General features: G+C 70.0%; 12 protein-coding genes. 4 read left to right on the top strand and 8 right to left on the bottom strand.

The window, feature by feature from the left end:
* Window positions 1-34: 34 nt before the first annotated feature.
* Together EDD27_RS45015 and EDD27_RS45020 are read left to right on the top strand one after the other, a co-directional pair.
* A complete protein-coding gene (locus EDD27_RS45015; protein ID WP_164904070.1) occupies window positions 35-2410 on the top strand; it encodes a sensor histidine kinase in 2376 nt (791 codons plus the stop codon).
* Entirely contained in the window at window positions 2407-2781 is a 375-nt protein-coding gene (locus EDD27_RS45020) for a DUF742 domain-containing protein (protein WP_127938374.1), read from the top strand. The genes EDD27_RS45015 and EDD27_RS45020 overlap by 4 nt, the downstream gene beginning before the upstream one ends.
* 28 nt (window positions 2782-2809) lie before the next feature.
* Here EDD27_RS45020 and EDD27_RS45025 read toward each other — a convergent pair whose 3' ends face one another.
* The 6 genes from EDD27_RS45025 to EDD27_RS45050 form a co-directional block, all read right to left on the bottom strand.
* Window positions 2810-3382 carry a GTP-binding protein gene (locus EDD27_RS45025; protein ID WP_127938376.1) on the bottom strand — a complete coding sequence of 191 codons (573 nt, stop codon included), beginning with the start codon at window positions 3380-3382 and terminating at the stop codon, window positions 2810-2812.
* Window positions 3363-3725 (bottom strand): DUF742 domain-containing protein, encoded by a 363-nt coding sequence (locus EDD27_RS45030; RefSeq protein WP_127938378.1) that lies wholly within the window; start codon window positions 3723-3725, stop codon window positions 3363-3365. The genes EDD27_RS45025 and EDD27_RS45030 overlap by 20 nt, the downstream gene beginning before the upstream one ends.
* Complete coding sequence (locus EDD27_RS45035) at window positions 3722-4129, bottom strand: roadblock/LC7 domain-containing protein (RefSeq protein ID WP_127938380.1); 408 nt, start codon at window positions 4127-4129, stop codon at window positions 3722-3724. Before EDD27_RS45035 ends, EDD27_RS45030 begins: the two co-directional genes overlap by 4 nt.
* Window positions 4126-6237 (bottom strand): sensor histidine kinase, encoded by a 2112-nt coding sequence (locus EDD27_RS45040; protein WP_164904071.1) that lies wholly within the window; start codon window positions 6235-6237, stop codon window positions 4126-4128. The genes EDD27_RS45035 and EDD27_RS45040 overlap by 4 nt, the downstream gene beginning before the upstream one ends.
* 161 nt (window positions 6238-6398) lie before the next feature.
* Window positions 6399-7256, bottom strand: coding sequence for a PrsW family intramembrane metalloprotease (locus EDD27_RS45045; protein WP_127938384.1), 858 nt, complete (start codon window positions 7254-7256; stop codon window positions 6399-6401).
* Window positions 7253-8923 carry an FAD-dependent oxidoreductase gene (locus tag EDD27_RS45050; protein WP_241564593.1) on the bottom strand — a complete coding sequence of 557 codons (1671 nt, stop codon included), beginning with the start codon at window positions 8921-8923 and terminating at the stop codon, window positions 7253-7255. The genes EDD27_RS45045 and EDD27_RS45050 overlap by 4 nt, the downstream gene beginning before the upstream one ends.
* A 555-nt stretch (window positions 8924-9478) precedes the next feature.
* Here EDD27_RS45050 and EDD27_RS45060 point away from each other — a divergent pair.
* Window positions 9479-10153 carry a hypothetical protein gene (locus tag EDD27_RS45060; RefSeq protein WP_127938388.1) on the top strand — a complete coding sequence of 225 codons (675 nt, stop codon included), beginning with the start codon at window positions 9479-9481 and terminating at the stop codon, window positions 10151-10153.
* 5 nt (window positions 10154-10158) lie between these two features.
* On the opposite strand, the gene EDD27_RS45065 is transcribed toward EDD27_RS45060, so the two are convergent.
* Entirely contained in the window at window positions 10159-12186 is a 2028-nt protein-coding gene (locus EDD27_RS45065; protein ID WP_127938390.1) for a glycosyltransferase family protein, read from the bottom strand.
* A gap of 57 nt (window positions 12187-12243) precedes the next feature.
* Window positions 12244-13374: a non-hydrolyzing UDP-N-acetylglucosamine 2-epimerase gene (wecB, locus tag EDD27_RS45070; protein WP_127938392.1), complete on the bottom strand. Its 1131-nt coding sequence runs from the start codon at window positions 13372-13374 to the stop codon at window positions 12244-12246.
* A gap of 56 nt (window positions 13375-13430) precedes the next feature.
* Here wecB and EDD27_RS45075 point away from each other — a divergent pair, with 56 nt between their 5' ends.
* The gene (locus EDD27_RS45075; RefSeq protein ID WP_127938394.1) at window positions 13431-15101 is read left to right on the top strand and encodes a glycosyltransferase family 4 protein; all 1671 of its coding nucleotides are present in this window, start codon (window positions 13431-13433) and stop codon (window positions 15099-15101) included.
* Window positions 15102-15171 lie beyond the last annotated feature (70 nt).

A 15171-nucleotide genomic window follows, 5' to 3' on the forward strand; every position in this document is an offset into this window, starting at 1 on the left:
CTCTCCGGCGATCTTCTATCCGGGAGCAGGTGTCATGGCATCGGGCAGATCCATCCGATTCAAGATCTCGACGCTGCTCGTCATCCCCTTGATCTCCCTGATCGCGCTCTGGGGCTTCGCCGCGAGCACGACATCGGGACAGGCGCTCAACCTGCTCAAGGTCGAGACGATCTGGACAGGCGTCATCAACCACGCCGACGGTCTGACCGGCAACCTGCAGACGGAACGGCTGGCCTCGGCTGAGCGGATCGCGGGCACCGTCACGGACCCGGACGCGCTGAGCAAGGCCCGGGCCAAGGTCGACGCGAACAGGAAGTCGCTGACGGAGCAGGCGCTGTCCGAGGACACGCAGGCCGCGCTCTCGCAGGACATGAAGAACCAGCTCCAGGCCGTGTTCGCGGCCGTCGGCCGGATCCCCGACATCAGGCGCAAGGTGGACGAGCGCAGCCTCACCCCCGGCGGCCTCGTGACGGAGTACGCGAAGATCTCCGACGAGATCCACCTGCTCTACTCCCGGCTGACGATGAGTACGGACGTGCAGCTCTCCCTCCAGGCGCAGGGCCTGATCGCCGCCGACGAGGTACGCGAGCTGCTGAGCCGTGAGCACGCCCTGATCATCGCCGCCAACGGCCGGCCGAACATGCGCGACGTCCACATGCTGGCGGGCATCGACGGCACCCGCACCCACCTCTTCCCGAAGGCCCTGGCCAACCTCGACGCCGAGCTGCGGGCCCCGTTCGAGAAGATTTACTACTCCGCCAGGTACGTCACCATGGAGAACCTGGTCGAGAGCTACATCGCCGGGCAGCCGCTGGACGTCCAGCTCTGGCGGGGCGTCGCCGACCAGGTGCAGAAGGAATACCAGGAGGCCATCTGGAGCACCGGCGACAAGCTGCTGGCCAGGATGGAGCCCGCCGGTATCGCCATCGTGGTGCAGGCCGCGGTCGCGGGCGCCCTCGGGCTGATCGCCGTCATCTTCTCGATCTTCATCTCGATCCGGTTCGGCCGCAGGATCACCCGCGAGCTGGCGACGCTCCGCCGTACCGCTCTGGACCTGGCCGAGATCAGGCTGCCTGACGTCGTGGCGAAGCTACGCAAGGGCGAGAGCGTCGACATCGCGTCCGAGGCGCCGCCCATCAAGGTGGGCCGCAACGCCACCAGCGAGGTCAGTGACCTGGCGGCGGCGTTCGACAGCGTGCAGAGCACGGCCGTGGACGCGGCCGTCGAGCAGGCCAAGTTGCGCCAAGGACTGTCCGAGGCGCTGCGCAACCTGGCGCGGCGCAGCCAGTCGCTGCTGCAGCGCCAGCTCAAGCTGCTCGACGAGATGCAGCGTCAGACGGAGGAGCCGGAGGCCCTGGAGCGGCTGTTCAAGCTCGACCACCTGACCACCCGCATGCGCCGCCACGCGGAGGGCCTGGTGCTGCTCTCCGGCGGCTCGGCGGGCCGCAGGTGGCGCGGCGTCATCCCGATCGAGGACGTGCTCAGTGGCGCCGCCGCCCAGGTCGAGGAGTACACGCGGGTCCGCGTCTACCCGATGACCGAATGCGGTGTCTCCGGCGCGGCGGTGGCCGACCTCATGCACCTGTTCGCCGAGCTGATCGAGAACGCCGCCTCCTTCTCCTCGCCCAGCAATGAGGTCTCGGTACGCGGCGAGATGGTCGGCAGGGGCTTCGCCGTCGAGATCGAGGACCGCGGGCTGGGCATGGACGAGGCCACCCGCAGGATCATCAACGAGCGCCTGGCCAGCCCGCCCGAGTTCGACGTCGCCCAGACCGAGCGGCTCGGGTTCGCGGTGGTCGGCATGCTCGCCGCCAGGCACGGCATCAAGGTGACGCTCAAGCCGTCACCGTACGGCGGCACGACCGCGATCGTGCTCGTGCCGGGATCGCTGGTCGAGCCCATGGCGACGCCGGTGCAGCCGCTGGAGTTCGAGTCCGTCTCCGTGTCGGTGGTCCGGCCGGAGACCACGGGGCCCGGGGACCTGCCGCGCCGGGTCCGTACGAGCATGCGGGGAGCGGGGCCCGCGCTGCCGCAGCAGGCGGGCCCGGCGGAGCTCGCCGAGCCGGAGCCGGGACGGCCGCGGGGCGACAGGCCGACGATCCTGCCGGGGACCGACGCACCGGCGAGCCTGCCGCGGCGTGCCCGGCAGACCGGTCTCCCGCAGCGCGATCGCACCACCCGTCAAGAGCGCCCGGACGAGCAGAACGGCCGGCCGCACGAGGAACGGCAGACGAGCCTGCCCCGCCGCCAGCGGCAGACCAACGCTCCTCAGCGGCTCCAGCAGGCGCCGCCGCCCTCAGCCGCTGAGGAGCGCTCGCCCGAGGAGGCCAGGGCGTTGCTCTCCTCTCTCCAGTCCGGCTGGCAGCGCGGGCGGCAGGACAGCGACCAGGATGGGGGATCTCAGCCGTGAGCCGCGAGCACGAGTGGGTCGACGAGGAGGCGGGTCCGGTCGTGCGGCCGTACGCGGTCGCACGCGGGCGCACCCGGCCCGCGTCCTCCGCCCTCGACCTGCTGGCGACCGTCGTGTCGACCGGGTTGCCCGCCCCGTCCAACGCCGAGCTCAGCGCTCAACACCGCAGGGTGATCGGCTACCTGTCCGGCCAGGGCAGACCCGTCGCCGAGGTCGCCTCGGAGGTGGGCCTGCCGGTCGGCGTGGTGCGGGTGCTGCTGGGCGACCTGCTGGAGCACGGCCTGATCTCGGTGCGCCCGCAGCGCGACCGGGCGTCCACACCGACGGAGAGCCTGCTCCGCGAGGTGATCAACGGCCTCCGAGCGCTCTGACGGCGCTCGGTGGAGCGCCCGCGTCGCCTCAGTTCGCCGAGGTGAGCGTGCGCAGGGAGTGCTCGACCAAGGTGATCATGACTTCCTTGGCCGAGGTGCGCCGCCGCACGTCGCACAGCATCACCGGCACGTCGTCGTCCAGGTCGAGCGCGATGCGCACGTCCTCCACGCTGTGCTGCGCGGCCCCGTCGAAGCAGTTGACGGCCACCACGAACGGCGTGCCGCGCTGCTCGAAGTAGTCGAGGGACGGGAAGCAGTCGGTCAGCCGCCGGGTGTCGGCGATCACGACCGCGCCCAGCGCGCCGTAGGACAGCTCGTCCCACATGAACCAGAACCGCTCCTGCCCGGGCGTGCCGAACAGGTAGACCACGAGCCCTTCGCGGATCGTGATGCGCCCGAAGTCCATCGCGACGGTCGTGGTGGTCTTGGCCTCCACGCCGTCGATGTCGTCGACGCCGATCCCGCGGTCGGAGAGCACCTCCTCCGTGCGCAGCGGCTTGATCTCGCTGATCGATCCGACCAGGGTGGTCTTCCCGACGCCGAAACCCCCGGCGATGAGGATCTTCAGCGCGACGGGGTCCTCAGAGAGCACGGAGTCCATTGATCACTTCCTTGAGAATGCGCTCATTCGTCCGCGTCCCTCCGGCCGAGGACGATGACACGGAGATGAGGCCGTGGTCACGCATGTCGCCGAGCAGCACCCGGACGACGCCGATGGGCAGGTCGAGCTCGACGGCCAGGTCGGCCACCGAGATCGGACTGCGAGCAGCCCGCAGGATCAGTTGTTGCTCGGGACCGAGGTCGCCTGGCGGGTCGCCGATGACGCGCACGGTCGCGACGAGGTCGAACGTGTCCCCGGAGGAACGCGTGCGGCCGCGGATGAGGGCGTAGGGCCGGACGACGGGCCCGGCCTCCTCATCGAACCACTGCGGGCTGTCGCTCATGACGCTCCAGCACGTGGGTTGGTGGTGATGTGCTGGCCCACCCGCTTGACCAGCATCGCCATCTCGTAGGCGATGTGGCCGACGTCCACGTTCGCATCGGCGATCACGGCCAGGCAGGTGCCCTGTCCCGCCGCCGTGACGAACAGGAACGCCGACTCCATCTCGACGATGGTCTGGCGTACGTCGCCGCCCCCGAAATGGCGGCCCGTGCCGCGGGCCAGGCTCTGGAAGCCCGCCGCCACGGCCGACAGGTGCTCGGCGTCCTCGCGGATCAACCCCTTGGAGTGGCCGATCGCCAGGCCGTCGGTCGACAGGATGACCGCCTGCCGCACCGCGGCGACCCTGGCGGTCAGGTCGTCAAGCAGCCAGTTCAGCTCACCGGTGTTGGTGGTCGGCACACTCATTTGTCCCCCTCATCCTGGGCTTCTTCTCGGGCGCGTTGGGTTCCCCGCTGGAACGCGGAGAACAGGTCGCGAACCTCGTCGGGAGAGCGTTCGGCCGGCCGCTCGGGCTGCTCGGGCGCCGCGGACGGCTTGTCCTTGAGCCGCGACGACAGGCCGGCCTGGCGCACCCGCCTGGGCAACCCGGCGTGGGTGCCCGAGGTGACCACGGCGAGCGCCTTCTTCCTGGTACGGCTCGGCAGCGCGGCCATTTCCTCCCCGCTGTCGCCGACCGTCAGCGCCGTCTGCTCGGTCACCAAGTCGCGTGGCACGAGCGCGATGGCGGTCGTGCCGCCGAAGGGCGAGCGCCGCAGCAGCACCTTGACCCCGTGGCGCGCGGCCAGCCTGGCCACCACGAACAGGCCGAGCCTGCCGCTGTCGGCCAGGTCGAACTCGGGCGGGTCGGCCAGCAGCGCGTTGAACGCGGCGTACTCGCCGGCCGACAGGCCCGGACCCTTGTCCTCGACCTCGATGGCGTAGCCGTTGCTCACCTGGTCGCCGCCCACACGGACCTGGGTGTCCGGCGGCGAGTAGATGGTGGCGTTCTCGACCAGCTCGGCGAGCAGGTGCGTGAGGTCGGCCGCGGCGGCCCCGTCGAACGCGCTGACCGGCATGACCTCGACGTTGACCCGGGTGTAGTCCTCGACCTCGGCGACCGCGGCCCGGACGATGTCGATCACGGGCACGGGCTTGCGCCACGCCCGCCCGGGCGCCGACCCGGACAGGACGATCAGGCTCTCGGCGTGCCGCCGCATACGGGTGGTGAGGTGGTCCAGCCGGAAGAGCTCCTCCAGCCGGTCCGGGTCGTGCGTACGCCGCTGCATGCCGTCGAGCAGCGCGAGCTGGCGGTGCAGCAGCCCCTGCTTGCGCCGGGCGAGGTTGAGGAAGACCTGGCCGACCCCGCGCCGCAGCGCGGCCTGACCGACCGCCGCCGTCACGGCGGTGCGTTGCACGGAACCGAAGGCCCTGGCCACATCGGTGATCTCAGCGGAACCGCTCACCTTGATCGCCTTGGCCTCCTTCCGCACGTCGACGTCCTCACCCTTGCGCAGCCGCTCCATGATGTCCGGCAGCCGCTGCTCCGACAGCTCGACCGCGGCCGCGCGCAGCCCGGCGAGCTCTCCGGCCAGGCGACGACCGAAGCGTACAGAGATGATGATCGACGCGAGCACCGCGATCAAGCCGAGGCCGCCCGCGATCGCGATCTCGACAACGGTGCCCGTGGCGGCCTCGGACGTACGGCCGGCCAGCACCTCGGACGCGGCCAAGCCGTGTTTGTCCAGCTCGGAGGCCAGCCTGCTGATGGTCTCCGTCCAGCCGGCGGCCTCGGGCGGCGGGGTGCCGGTCCTGACGACCCTGGCTTCCATGGTGACGAAGGTCTGGAACGGCTCGGAGGCGAAGACCTGCTCGTACGGCCGGCGCAGCGTCACGTCGAGGCCCGCGAGCCCGCGCGCGTGCAGGAATCTCCTGGAGGCCGCGTACTCGGTGAACGCCGCGGTCTCCGGCTCGGTGAGCCGCCCGTCGGCCAGGGCCCCGATGGCGAGCGCGTGCTCCCTGGCGATGTACTCCCTGGCCATGCCCATGGCCTGCAGCGAGGCGGCCTGCTGGAGTATGGCCAGGTCGGAGACCGTGACCAGGTGGTCGTAGAGCAGGAAGATCGAGTCGAGGATGCGGTTGTACTCGTTGAGCCCGGCCAGGCGGGAGCTCAGGCCGCTGTCGATGTCGGCCCTGATCGGGCCGAGCCGGTCGAGTGCGCCCAGCAGCGTGCCGAGCGGGCGGCGCAGGTTGTCGGTCGCGTCGCCGGCCTCCGTGACGGCCTGACGGAATTCGCCGACGGACTGGTCGGTGCGGGCGCGCTGGCCGCCGAGCGCATCGGTGAGCTCACGTGTCGTGAGCGCCTCAGCCGAGCGTACGCGTTCGGCCTGGAGCTGTAAGCCCAGGTCGGTGGAGGCGATGCCGATGGTTCGGTACAGCGTGCCGGCCCGCAGCAGTGACTGGGCGTCGCCCATGGTGAGGTTGAGGACGAAACCCCAGAGCGCGCTCAGAGACAGGAGGGGTAACAGCAGTAACAAGAAGATCTTGAACCGAATTGACCGGTTTCGCGAGCCCATGTCCCAACCTCGAGTCGGGGGCATTTCCACACCTTGTGTAAATACACCTCCGGAAGATCGCACAGGAGACTAGCACCGTTTATGGTTCCGGCGCAGTGGGAGGAAGACGTTCATTACCGTGATTATTGGGACACGATCTCGCGTTGGCGACGGCCCGACCGCACGGTCGTCCACAACCAGACCAGTGCGACCAGCGAGATCGTGACGAGGCCCGCCCAGTTCAGCACCGTGAACACGTGCACCTGCCACGGGGTCACCCGCGGCACCCGGCCGATCCGCAGCAGCTCGAACTGCCACGGCCGGCCGGTCAGCACCAGTGTGATCGCGATCGCGATGGCGGTCATCGAGTCCCACAGCGCGTGCAGCAGCGAGACGCCGAGGTAGGTCAGCACCACGGGAACCGTGAACCGGCCGCGGGCGGCGAACAACGCGCCGCCGGCGATGGCGGTCCACAGGCCGTGCCCGACGGGCGCCAGGATGCCGCGCAGCACCTCGGTCTCGACGAGCTGGGAGAGCGACAGGCCTTTGGCGGTGAAGAGGGCGTTGAAGGCGTATCCGGCGCTCTCGAAGGCGGCGAAGCCGAAGCCGACGGTCGCGCCGAGTATGACGCCGTCCATGGTCGTGCGGGTCTTCACGTGCCGGGTGACGAAGATCAGCGCGGCCAGCTTCACGCCCTCCTCGATCAGGCCGACCAGCACGTACATGACGATCGACGGCCTGATGAGCCAGCTCTCCAGCAGCGAGGCGCCGAGCACCCCGAGCACGCCGCCCACGACGAACGCCTTGAACATCATCTCGACCGTGACCCGCGGGGACCGGTCGCGTCCGTACGCCCAGACCACGAACGTCACCGGCACCAGGAAGCTGCCGAACAGCACCACGGTGGGGACGAGGTTGGAGTTCTCCGTCCAGGCGGTCACCACGACGGTGGCCGTCCAGAGCGTGAGCCCGACCAGGAAGATTCGCAGCCAGAGCGTCATGGGGCCAGCTCCTCCACCGCGCGGTAGGCGGCCGTGACGGCGGCGTCGGCCCGGGCGGTGGGCGCCGAGTCCGAGCCCGCGATCGCGATCCTGCCGAAGCGCCTGCGCGCCGTGTCCGCCGGGTACGGCCCGTCCGGGTAGAAGGTGTGCCACGGACGGCAGTACTCGGGCGCGTTCCCGTGCCCCCACCGGTTGACCGTGATCGCCTCGATGTCCCCGGCCGGGTCGAAACCGGCGGGCCCCAGCAGCCGCGCGAGCTGGTCCCTGATCGTGTGCTCCAGATGCTCGTACGGCGTCTTGATCAGCTCGCGCCGGCCGGCCACCGCACCCGCCTCCGGACCCAGCTCCGAGCGGCAGGGCGTGGCCAGCAGGTGCACGGTGGCCGCTCCGCCCGGCCGGCGGGGCGGGTCGAGCTCGGTCAGCGACCAGTACGCGCCGGTCCAGCGCACCCGGCGCACGCCGGCCCGCCGCCACGCGTCCCAGTCACGCACCCGCACTGTGGCGTGCAGCAGCGGCACCCGGACGGCGGCGCTCAACGCCTGCCGCTGTTCGGCGGGCAACTCCGGCACCAGGTACGGGATGACCGCGCTCCAGCAGGCCAGGATCACCGCCCCGGCTGTGACGGTCATGACCTGGTGGCCGTCGAAGTAACCCACGGTCGCCGACGCGGCGCCGTCGCGTACCGACACCACGGGGCTGGACAGCCGGAACCGCACCTGGTTGCCGGGGCGGTCGAGCATCCGCTGCACCATCGTCCGCACCAGGGCCTGGTTGCCCTCAGGAACGAGGTAGACGTCCGGACTCTCCATTCCCCACTGCTTCTTCACCGTGGGGGAGTTGAACCGGGACGGCTTGTTCGCGTCGAGTCCCAGGCCGGCGAACCCCGGATATCCGGTGCCCCAGGCGTCGATCGCGCCGAGCGCCCGGGTGTCGTACCCCCATTCCTGGCACGGCATGCTGCGGCAGAAGCGCTCCACGTCCGGGTGCGCCCCGCAGACCTCGAGGAGGAAGGCCGAGTACGTCAGCTCCGCCAGCCGCTCCTGCTTGCCCTCGGCCGACAGCCCGGGGAACCAGTCGGGCGGCTCCCGATGCAACATGCGCAGGTCATCCCTGGCCCGCTCGTCGATCGGCAGCCTGGCCACCCAGTCGGAGCCGAGCCTGACCAGCGTGTCCGCGCCGAAGGTCTCCGCGTCGCACATCACGCCGTCGGCCAGGCCGGGGTCGGCGGGCGCCGGGCCGTTCTGCCGGTGGAAGCGCGCGCGCCGCGCCTGCCCGCCGATCTCGTCGTGGTTGTCGAGGACGAGCACGCCGGCGCCCGGGTCCCGCCGCAGCCACTCGTAGGCCGCGCTCACCCCGCTGAGCCCGCCGCCGACCACCACGAGGTCGTAGCTTTCTCCGGTGGGCTCCGGCGGATCCGCGTACTGCCAGAAGCGGCCGTCCCGCAGCGCATGGGGCACGCTGAGCGCCTCTGCGGCGCCGCCCTGGAATCCGCGAGCTCCGCTGGCTCCGCTGGCTCCGCGAGCTCCGTAGGGCGCGGGCGGAGCCGCGGCCTCCTGAGTCGTCTCGGCTATCCCCGCGGACGCAAGAGCGCTCACGGCTATTCCGTCGAAGAAGTCGCGGCGGGAAATGGGCCGGTTCATCCCGAGGTCACGCGGACTCAAGCTCATGGCGCGATCATCAGCAGCCCACGCCAAATGCCGCACAGGGGCGCGCAGCGCCTCGAGAAACATTTTGCGTGACCTATTACCGCGAATGCCGGTTTGGAGTAGCGTCCGGAATATCACTGACGGGCGGAGTACGGGGTGGTCCCCTGAGCTCTACATCATCGGCAACCTCACGATCGAGGACCTCATTCTCAACCGCGAGCGCCTGACCAGTGAGACCGCATCGCGCAGGCGCAGCGCGAACAGGAGACCACCGAGGCCGCGAAGGCGCTGGAGGAGCTCCTGGCCAAGGCGCTCACCCTCGGCGGCACCGGACCGGGACTCGCCAAGGCGCTTGCGCTGGGCGGCGCGGGACCGGGACTCGCCAAGGCGCTTGCGCTGGGCGGCGCGGGACCTGGCCTGGCCAGGGCTTTGCTCAATGACGGAAACCTGGACAACGGCGAATCGGAAATCATTCATAAACCCTCTGAATTCCGCGAATAGCGACGTTACGCGGTTGCGTGGCCCGCGATTCCTCTAGCGTTTTCGAAAATGCCGCTGGAGTGAATTGGAGGGCTCATGCGCAAGGCCATTTCCGGCATATGTCTGAGTATGGTGGCGGTTGCCGGATGCTCGGCCGACGAGAGCTCGGCGGCGCCCGCCGCCTCGTCGCCGCCGCCCGCGTCGTCCGCCGACGCGGCCAAGCTCCGCGCCGCGCTGCTGCCCGCGCCCGCGGGCATGCGCATCTCGTACGGCCCGGAGCTGGGCGCCTTCGGCTCGCTCAAGTCCACCCAACAGGGGCTTGCCGCGGTGCGCCAGGCCAAGCTGGAGCGGCCGGAGTGCGCCGGGGCCGCCCAGCTCGACGCCGCCAAGCCGGACGTCGCCAAGGCGCCGGGCGCGGTGATCGCCTTCGCCGCCGAACGCGGCTCGATCACGCAGGCCGTGGTGCGGCTCCCGTCGGCGTCCTTCCCCGCGCCGCTGCCGGAGCAGTGCATGGCGTACACCGCGGACGTCGGCGGCTCGAAGATCTCCTACAAGACGAAGGCCCTGTCCATGCCGACCAAGGGCGACGAGTCGCGGGCATACCTGACCACGGCCTCGGGCGCGGACAAGAACGCCCAGATCGGCTCCGTCATGATCAGACGAGGCACCCTCGTCATGAGCATGCTCGTGGTCGGCAAGCAGGTGAAGCCGTCCGGCCTGTACGAGCTCGCCGACCTCGCCGACAAGAGCCTCGCCAAGGTGACCGGGTAACGGGCTCAGATCAGGACGTGCGCGTCCGGGCGGCCGACGAACGAGAACTGGGCGTTGCGGGTCAGCTTGATGTGGTCCGCCTGCCAGGTGTGCATCGAGGCGTCGGCGCTGCGCCAGTAGACGAAGTTGAAGCGGTCCGCCGAGTAGATCTTGACGGAGTCCGCCTTCAGCCGCCGTACCAGCTCGGTGTCCTCGCCTCGGGTGATGTCCGCGAACCCGTACGAGCGGAACATGTCCGCCTTGCCGAGGAACGTGCCGCCCTGGACGAGGAACGAGTAGCGGTGCTCCAGACCGGGCAGCCGCAACATCGTGGTGTTGCTGCCCTCGAAGTACGCGTAGTGCGCGCCCTTGCCCACCAGCTCCGCGTCGGAGTAGTCGAACGCCCGGACCAGGTCCGACAGGTAGTGGTCGCCGTACAGGTTGTCGTCGTCCATCTTGGCGATCAGGTCGCCCTCGGCGGCCGCGATGCCCAGGTTCATGCAGGCGCCCAGCGAGAGCGAGGCGTCGGCGGGCAGGACCACGACGTCCGTGATGCCCGCCATGCGCGCCTTGTCGGCGACCACGACGGGGTCGATGTCCAGGCCGTGCAGCACCATGATCAGCTGCAGCGGCCGGTGGATCTGCCGGGCCACCGACGAGATCGCGTGCTCGATCTGGGAGGCGCGGTTGGTGGGCAGCACGACCGAGATCGACCGAGTTCTGGGGGTGACCTGGTGTCCGAGGTCCTGGAGGATCTGGTCCACGCGGTGTGAGAAGAGGTGCTTGTCGAACACCTCGCGCATCGCCAGGTGCCCCATCCTGGCCCGCAGCTCCGGGCTGTTGATCAGGTGCAGGACCTGGTTGTACGACTCGATCGGCTCCCGCGCGATGGGGATCAGGTCGCCGAAGGTCTCCTCGATGGCCCGGGACCACCCGGACACGACCGGCGTCGCGCAGGCGGACAGCTCGAAGACCCGCCGCGCGCACATGGTCGGGGAGTCCAGCACCGAGTTGACGTTCAGGAAGACCTTGTACATCCGGTAGGCGGCGAGCATCTGGTCGTACGGCAGCTCGCCCACGATGTGCGGCCGGTACTTCTCCGGCCAGGCGTACTTCTCGTCCACCTCGCCGTTGCGCGCGAAGATGTGCAGGCCGAGCTCCCGGACCGGGTCAAGGACGGTCTCCATCTGCTCGCGGCGCTCGGGGTGCTTGTCGCGGAAGTACATCCCGGCGAAGACCACGTCGTGCAGCCGGCCCTGCTTCTGCTGGATCGGGTTGTGCACACGCGGCTGGGCGGCGAACTGCAGCACGTCCACCCGGTCGTGCCCCAAGATTTCCCGATATTTCGGGACCATGTCACCGTCGCAGGTGAACACGTAGTCGAACAGCTTGGCCGTGTCGATGAAGAAGTCGAAGTTCGGCGGGTCCTCCTTGTTCCAGAAGACCGTCGGAATGCCCTCCTGCTTGCACCAGGCCACCAGGTCGCGCAGCGGCTCCTTGGGGGCGTTGGTGCCGGTCATCTGGTAGCGCCAGCGCCCCTGGTTCCCGTGCCAGGCCGACTCGCAGAACAGCAGATCAGGCCGCTTCTCCGCGAAGATCTCCGGCCAGTCCTTGAGCCCGAACTCGATCTGGTCCCACTCGTAGCGGAAGGCCATCCTGGAGAAGTCGTCCAGGATCACCGCGACCTTCAGGTCCGGCCGGTTCACCGGCCCGTTGGGCCACTTCGCCGGCGGCACCTCGACCAGCGGCGGCCGGTTGTTGGCGATCTCGACGGCCTCGGTGACCGGCATCGGGGGCTTGGGCGCCTTCTCCTTCGACCGGACCGCCTCGACGATCTTCCCTGGGCTCTTCGCGCCCAGGGCCTCGCCCAGCTTGAACGTGCGCTTGGCCTGCGTGGCCTCAAGCTTCCACTGCGCGTACGCGGCCTTGGCCTCGGCGATCTCCAGCCGCCGCCGCAGCTCCCTGACCTCCGCCTCGTGCCGCTCGACGAGCTTGCGCTCCTCGGGTAGCCAGTTGACGGGTCCCAGTCGCTGGTACTCGGGGGTTTCGGCCATGGTGGTACGCCTATCGCTCAGCGGAGGAGGTATGTCATGTTACGTCGGAAGCGAAGGCTATTCGGGGCGTTTGGCCTGGGAAGCGGGCGCCAGGTTGTCACCCTTCAACCAGGCGGCGATCACCGTGGCGATCCGCGGCCCGGCCTTGCCGTCCCAGAGCACCGGCAGCTCCCCGGCCGGCGTGGCGGCGCCGTCGGCCAGCGCCTTCTCCGCGGCCGCGGGCAGGAGGGCGGGCGTGACCAGCCGGTTCGTGCCATGCGTGATGGTGATCGGCCGCTCGGTGTTGGGCCGCAGCGTCAGGCACGGCACGCCGAGCATGGTCGTCTCCTCCTGCACGCCGCCGGAGTCCGTGACCACCAGAGCGGCGCCGCGGACGAGTGAGAGAAACTCCACATAGCCGAGCGGCTCGATGACCTTGATCGTCTCACCGTCGACCAAGCCCGCCTCCGCCAGCCGCGCCTTCCCGCGCGGGTGCACCGGCACCACGATCGGGATCTGCCGCGACACCTCCAGCACGGCGTCGACCAGCTCCTTGGCGGCCTCGGCCGAGTCCACGTTCGCCGGGCGGTGCAACGTCGCCACGGCATACCGATCCGGTATGCCCAGCCGCGCCACCACGGGCGCCGGGTCCAGCGCCGGCAGCGCCGAGAACAGGCTGTCGATCATGGGGTTGCCGACCAGGTGCACCTTGGAAGCCGGCACCCCCTCGGCCGACAGGTAGGCCAGGGCCTCGGGGGAGGTGGCGAAGAGCAGGTCGGCCAGCGCGTCTGTGACGACCCTGTTGACCTCCTCCGGCATGCCCCGGTCGAACGAGCGCAGCCCCGCCTCCACGTGCGCGGTCCGCACGCCCAGCTTGGCGCAGACGAGGATCGCGGCCAGCGTCGAGTTCACGTCGCCGTAGACCACGACGAGGTCGGGATCGTGCTCCTGGACGACCTCCTCCAGCCCGACGAGCAGGGCCGCGGTCTGCTTGGCGTGGCTGCCCGAGCCGACCCCCAGGTTCGCCACCGGCTCCGGCAGACCGAGGTCGGCGAAGAAGACGTCGGACATCAGCGCGTCGTAGTGCTGACCAGTGTGGATGATGCCCTGCCGCACGCCGAGTTCACCGAGTGCACGGACCACCGGGGCCGCTTTCACGAAATTGGGACGAGCACCCAAAACGTGCAGGACCAGGGGGTTCTCCCTCATTGACCTCGCCTTTCATAGCGGAAGGGAAAAAACGTTGCCTATGGTACGGTCACCGCGTGGCATCCGACGCCAGTCGTCAAGACTCCTCTAAGGTTTCCGCGAAGTCCGCCCGTGCCGGCGTCGGTGGACTTCTCAAGGGCTTCGTCCAGCACCCGATCATCGTCTCCCGCGTCGTCGTGACGAAGGTCAAATCCGACCCCGTCCGGGTGGCCCAGGCCGCCGCCGACGCGCTCCCGCCCCGGCTGCGCCCCATCGTGGGCAGCGTGGCCTGGCCGGCCGCCCGGCGGGCCCGGCGCATCGTGCGCAAGCTCGGCATGCGCGTGATCAAGGGGCCGTGGAACGAGGCCAAGCAGCACTGGGACGCCGGCCGGGTCAGCCAGGCCGCCGCCGTGCTCGAGGCCCACACCAAATACCCCTTCGTCAAGCGCAGGGCCGCCTACTACCGGGGCGAGCTGGCCGCCATCAGCCCCGACCCGATCCCGCCGGGGCCCAAGGTGGCCATCCTGGAGCGGGTCAAGGGCCGGGTCCTGCACCTGGTCACCAACGCGCTGCCGTACACGCAGGCCGGCTACACCGTGCGCACGCACCGCATCGTGACCTCGCAGCAGGCCGCCGGGCTCGACCCGCACGTGGTCACCAGCTGGGGCTGGCCCATGATGCAGGGGCACGCGGACGCGCCGCCGTACGAGGAGATCGACGGCATCCCCTACTACCGGCTGCTGCCCGACGGGCACGGCGAGGTGCCGTTCGAGATGCGCGGGCGCATGGTCAGAGGCGCCGACGCGGTCACCAAGCTCGTCACCCAGCTGCGGCCGCAGGTCCTGCACGCCGCCACCGACCACCGCAACGGCTCGGTGGCGCACGCGGTGCGCGACCGCACGGGCACGCCGTTCGTCTACGAGGTACGCGGCTTCCTGGAGGAGACCTGGGCCTCCCGGGACCCGATCAGGGTCGGCAGCGAGCGGCACGTGCTCCAGCGCGAGCGCGAGGCGTTCCTCATGCGCGAGGCCGACGCGGTGGTCACGTTGGCCGAGACCATGGCCGTCGAGATCGTCGAGCGTGGGGTGCCCAGGGAGAAGATCCACCTGGCGCCCAACGCGGTGGACGACTCGCTGCTGACGGCGCACTACGACGGCGCCTCGTTCAGGGAGGCGTACGGCATCCAGCCGAACGAGGTCGTCGTCGGCTCGGTGTCCAGCATCGTGGCCTACGAGGGGTTCGCCACCCTGCTGCGGGCCGCCGCGCTGCTGCGTGACCAGAACACGCCGGTCCGGGTGCTCATCGTCGGCGACGGCACCGAGCGCGACAACCTGCTGGAGCTCGTCGGCGAGCTCGGCCTGAGCGACGCCATCCTGCCCGGCAGGGTCGGGCCCGAGGAGGCGCTGCAGGCGCAGGACGCCATCGACGTCTTCGCCTGCCCGCGCGAGGATCTGCGGGTATGCCGACTTGTCACGCCGTTGAAACCGGTCGAGGCGATGGCGCTCGGGAAGCCGGTCGTGCTCAGCGATCTGCCCGCGCTGTCCGAGCTCGTGGGCTCCGACGGCGCCGGGCTGCTGGTGCCGCCGGGCGATCCCGAGGCGCTCGCCAAGGCCATCGCAGGGCTCAGGGAGGACCCGGCCAGGCGCGCCGAGATGGGTGAGGCGGGCCGGGCGGAAGTCTCCGCGAAGCGCACCTGGAGCCGCGTGGCGGAGACTTATCAAGCCCTTTACCGATCCCTGGCCGAATGATGACCTCCACGTTGGCTGTCTCTTCTGACGGGTTCCGTCGCATTAGGCGTGAGCTAGGTGGACTTGAGAT

The sequence above is a fragment of the Nonomuraea polychroma genome (assembly GCF_004011505.1).
GTDB lineage: Bacteria > Actinomycetota > Actinomycetes > Streptosporangiales > Streptosporangiaceae > Nonomuraea > Nonomuraea polychroma.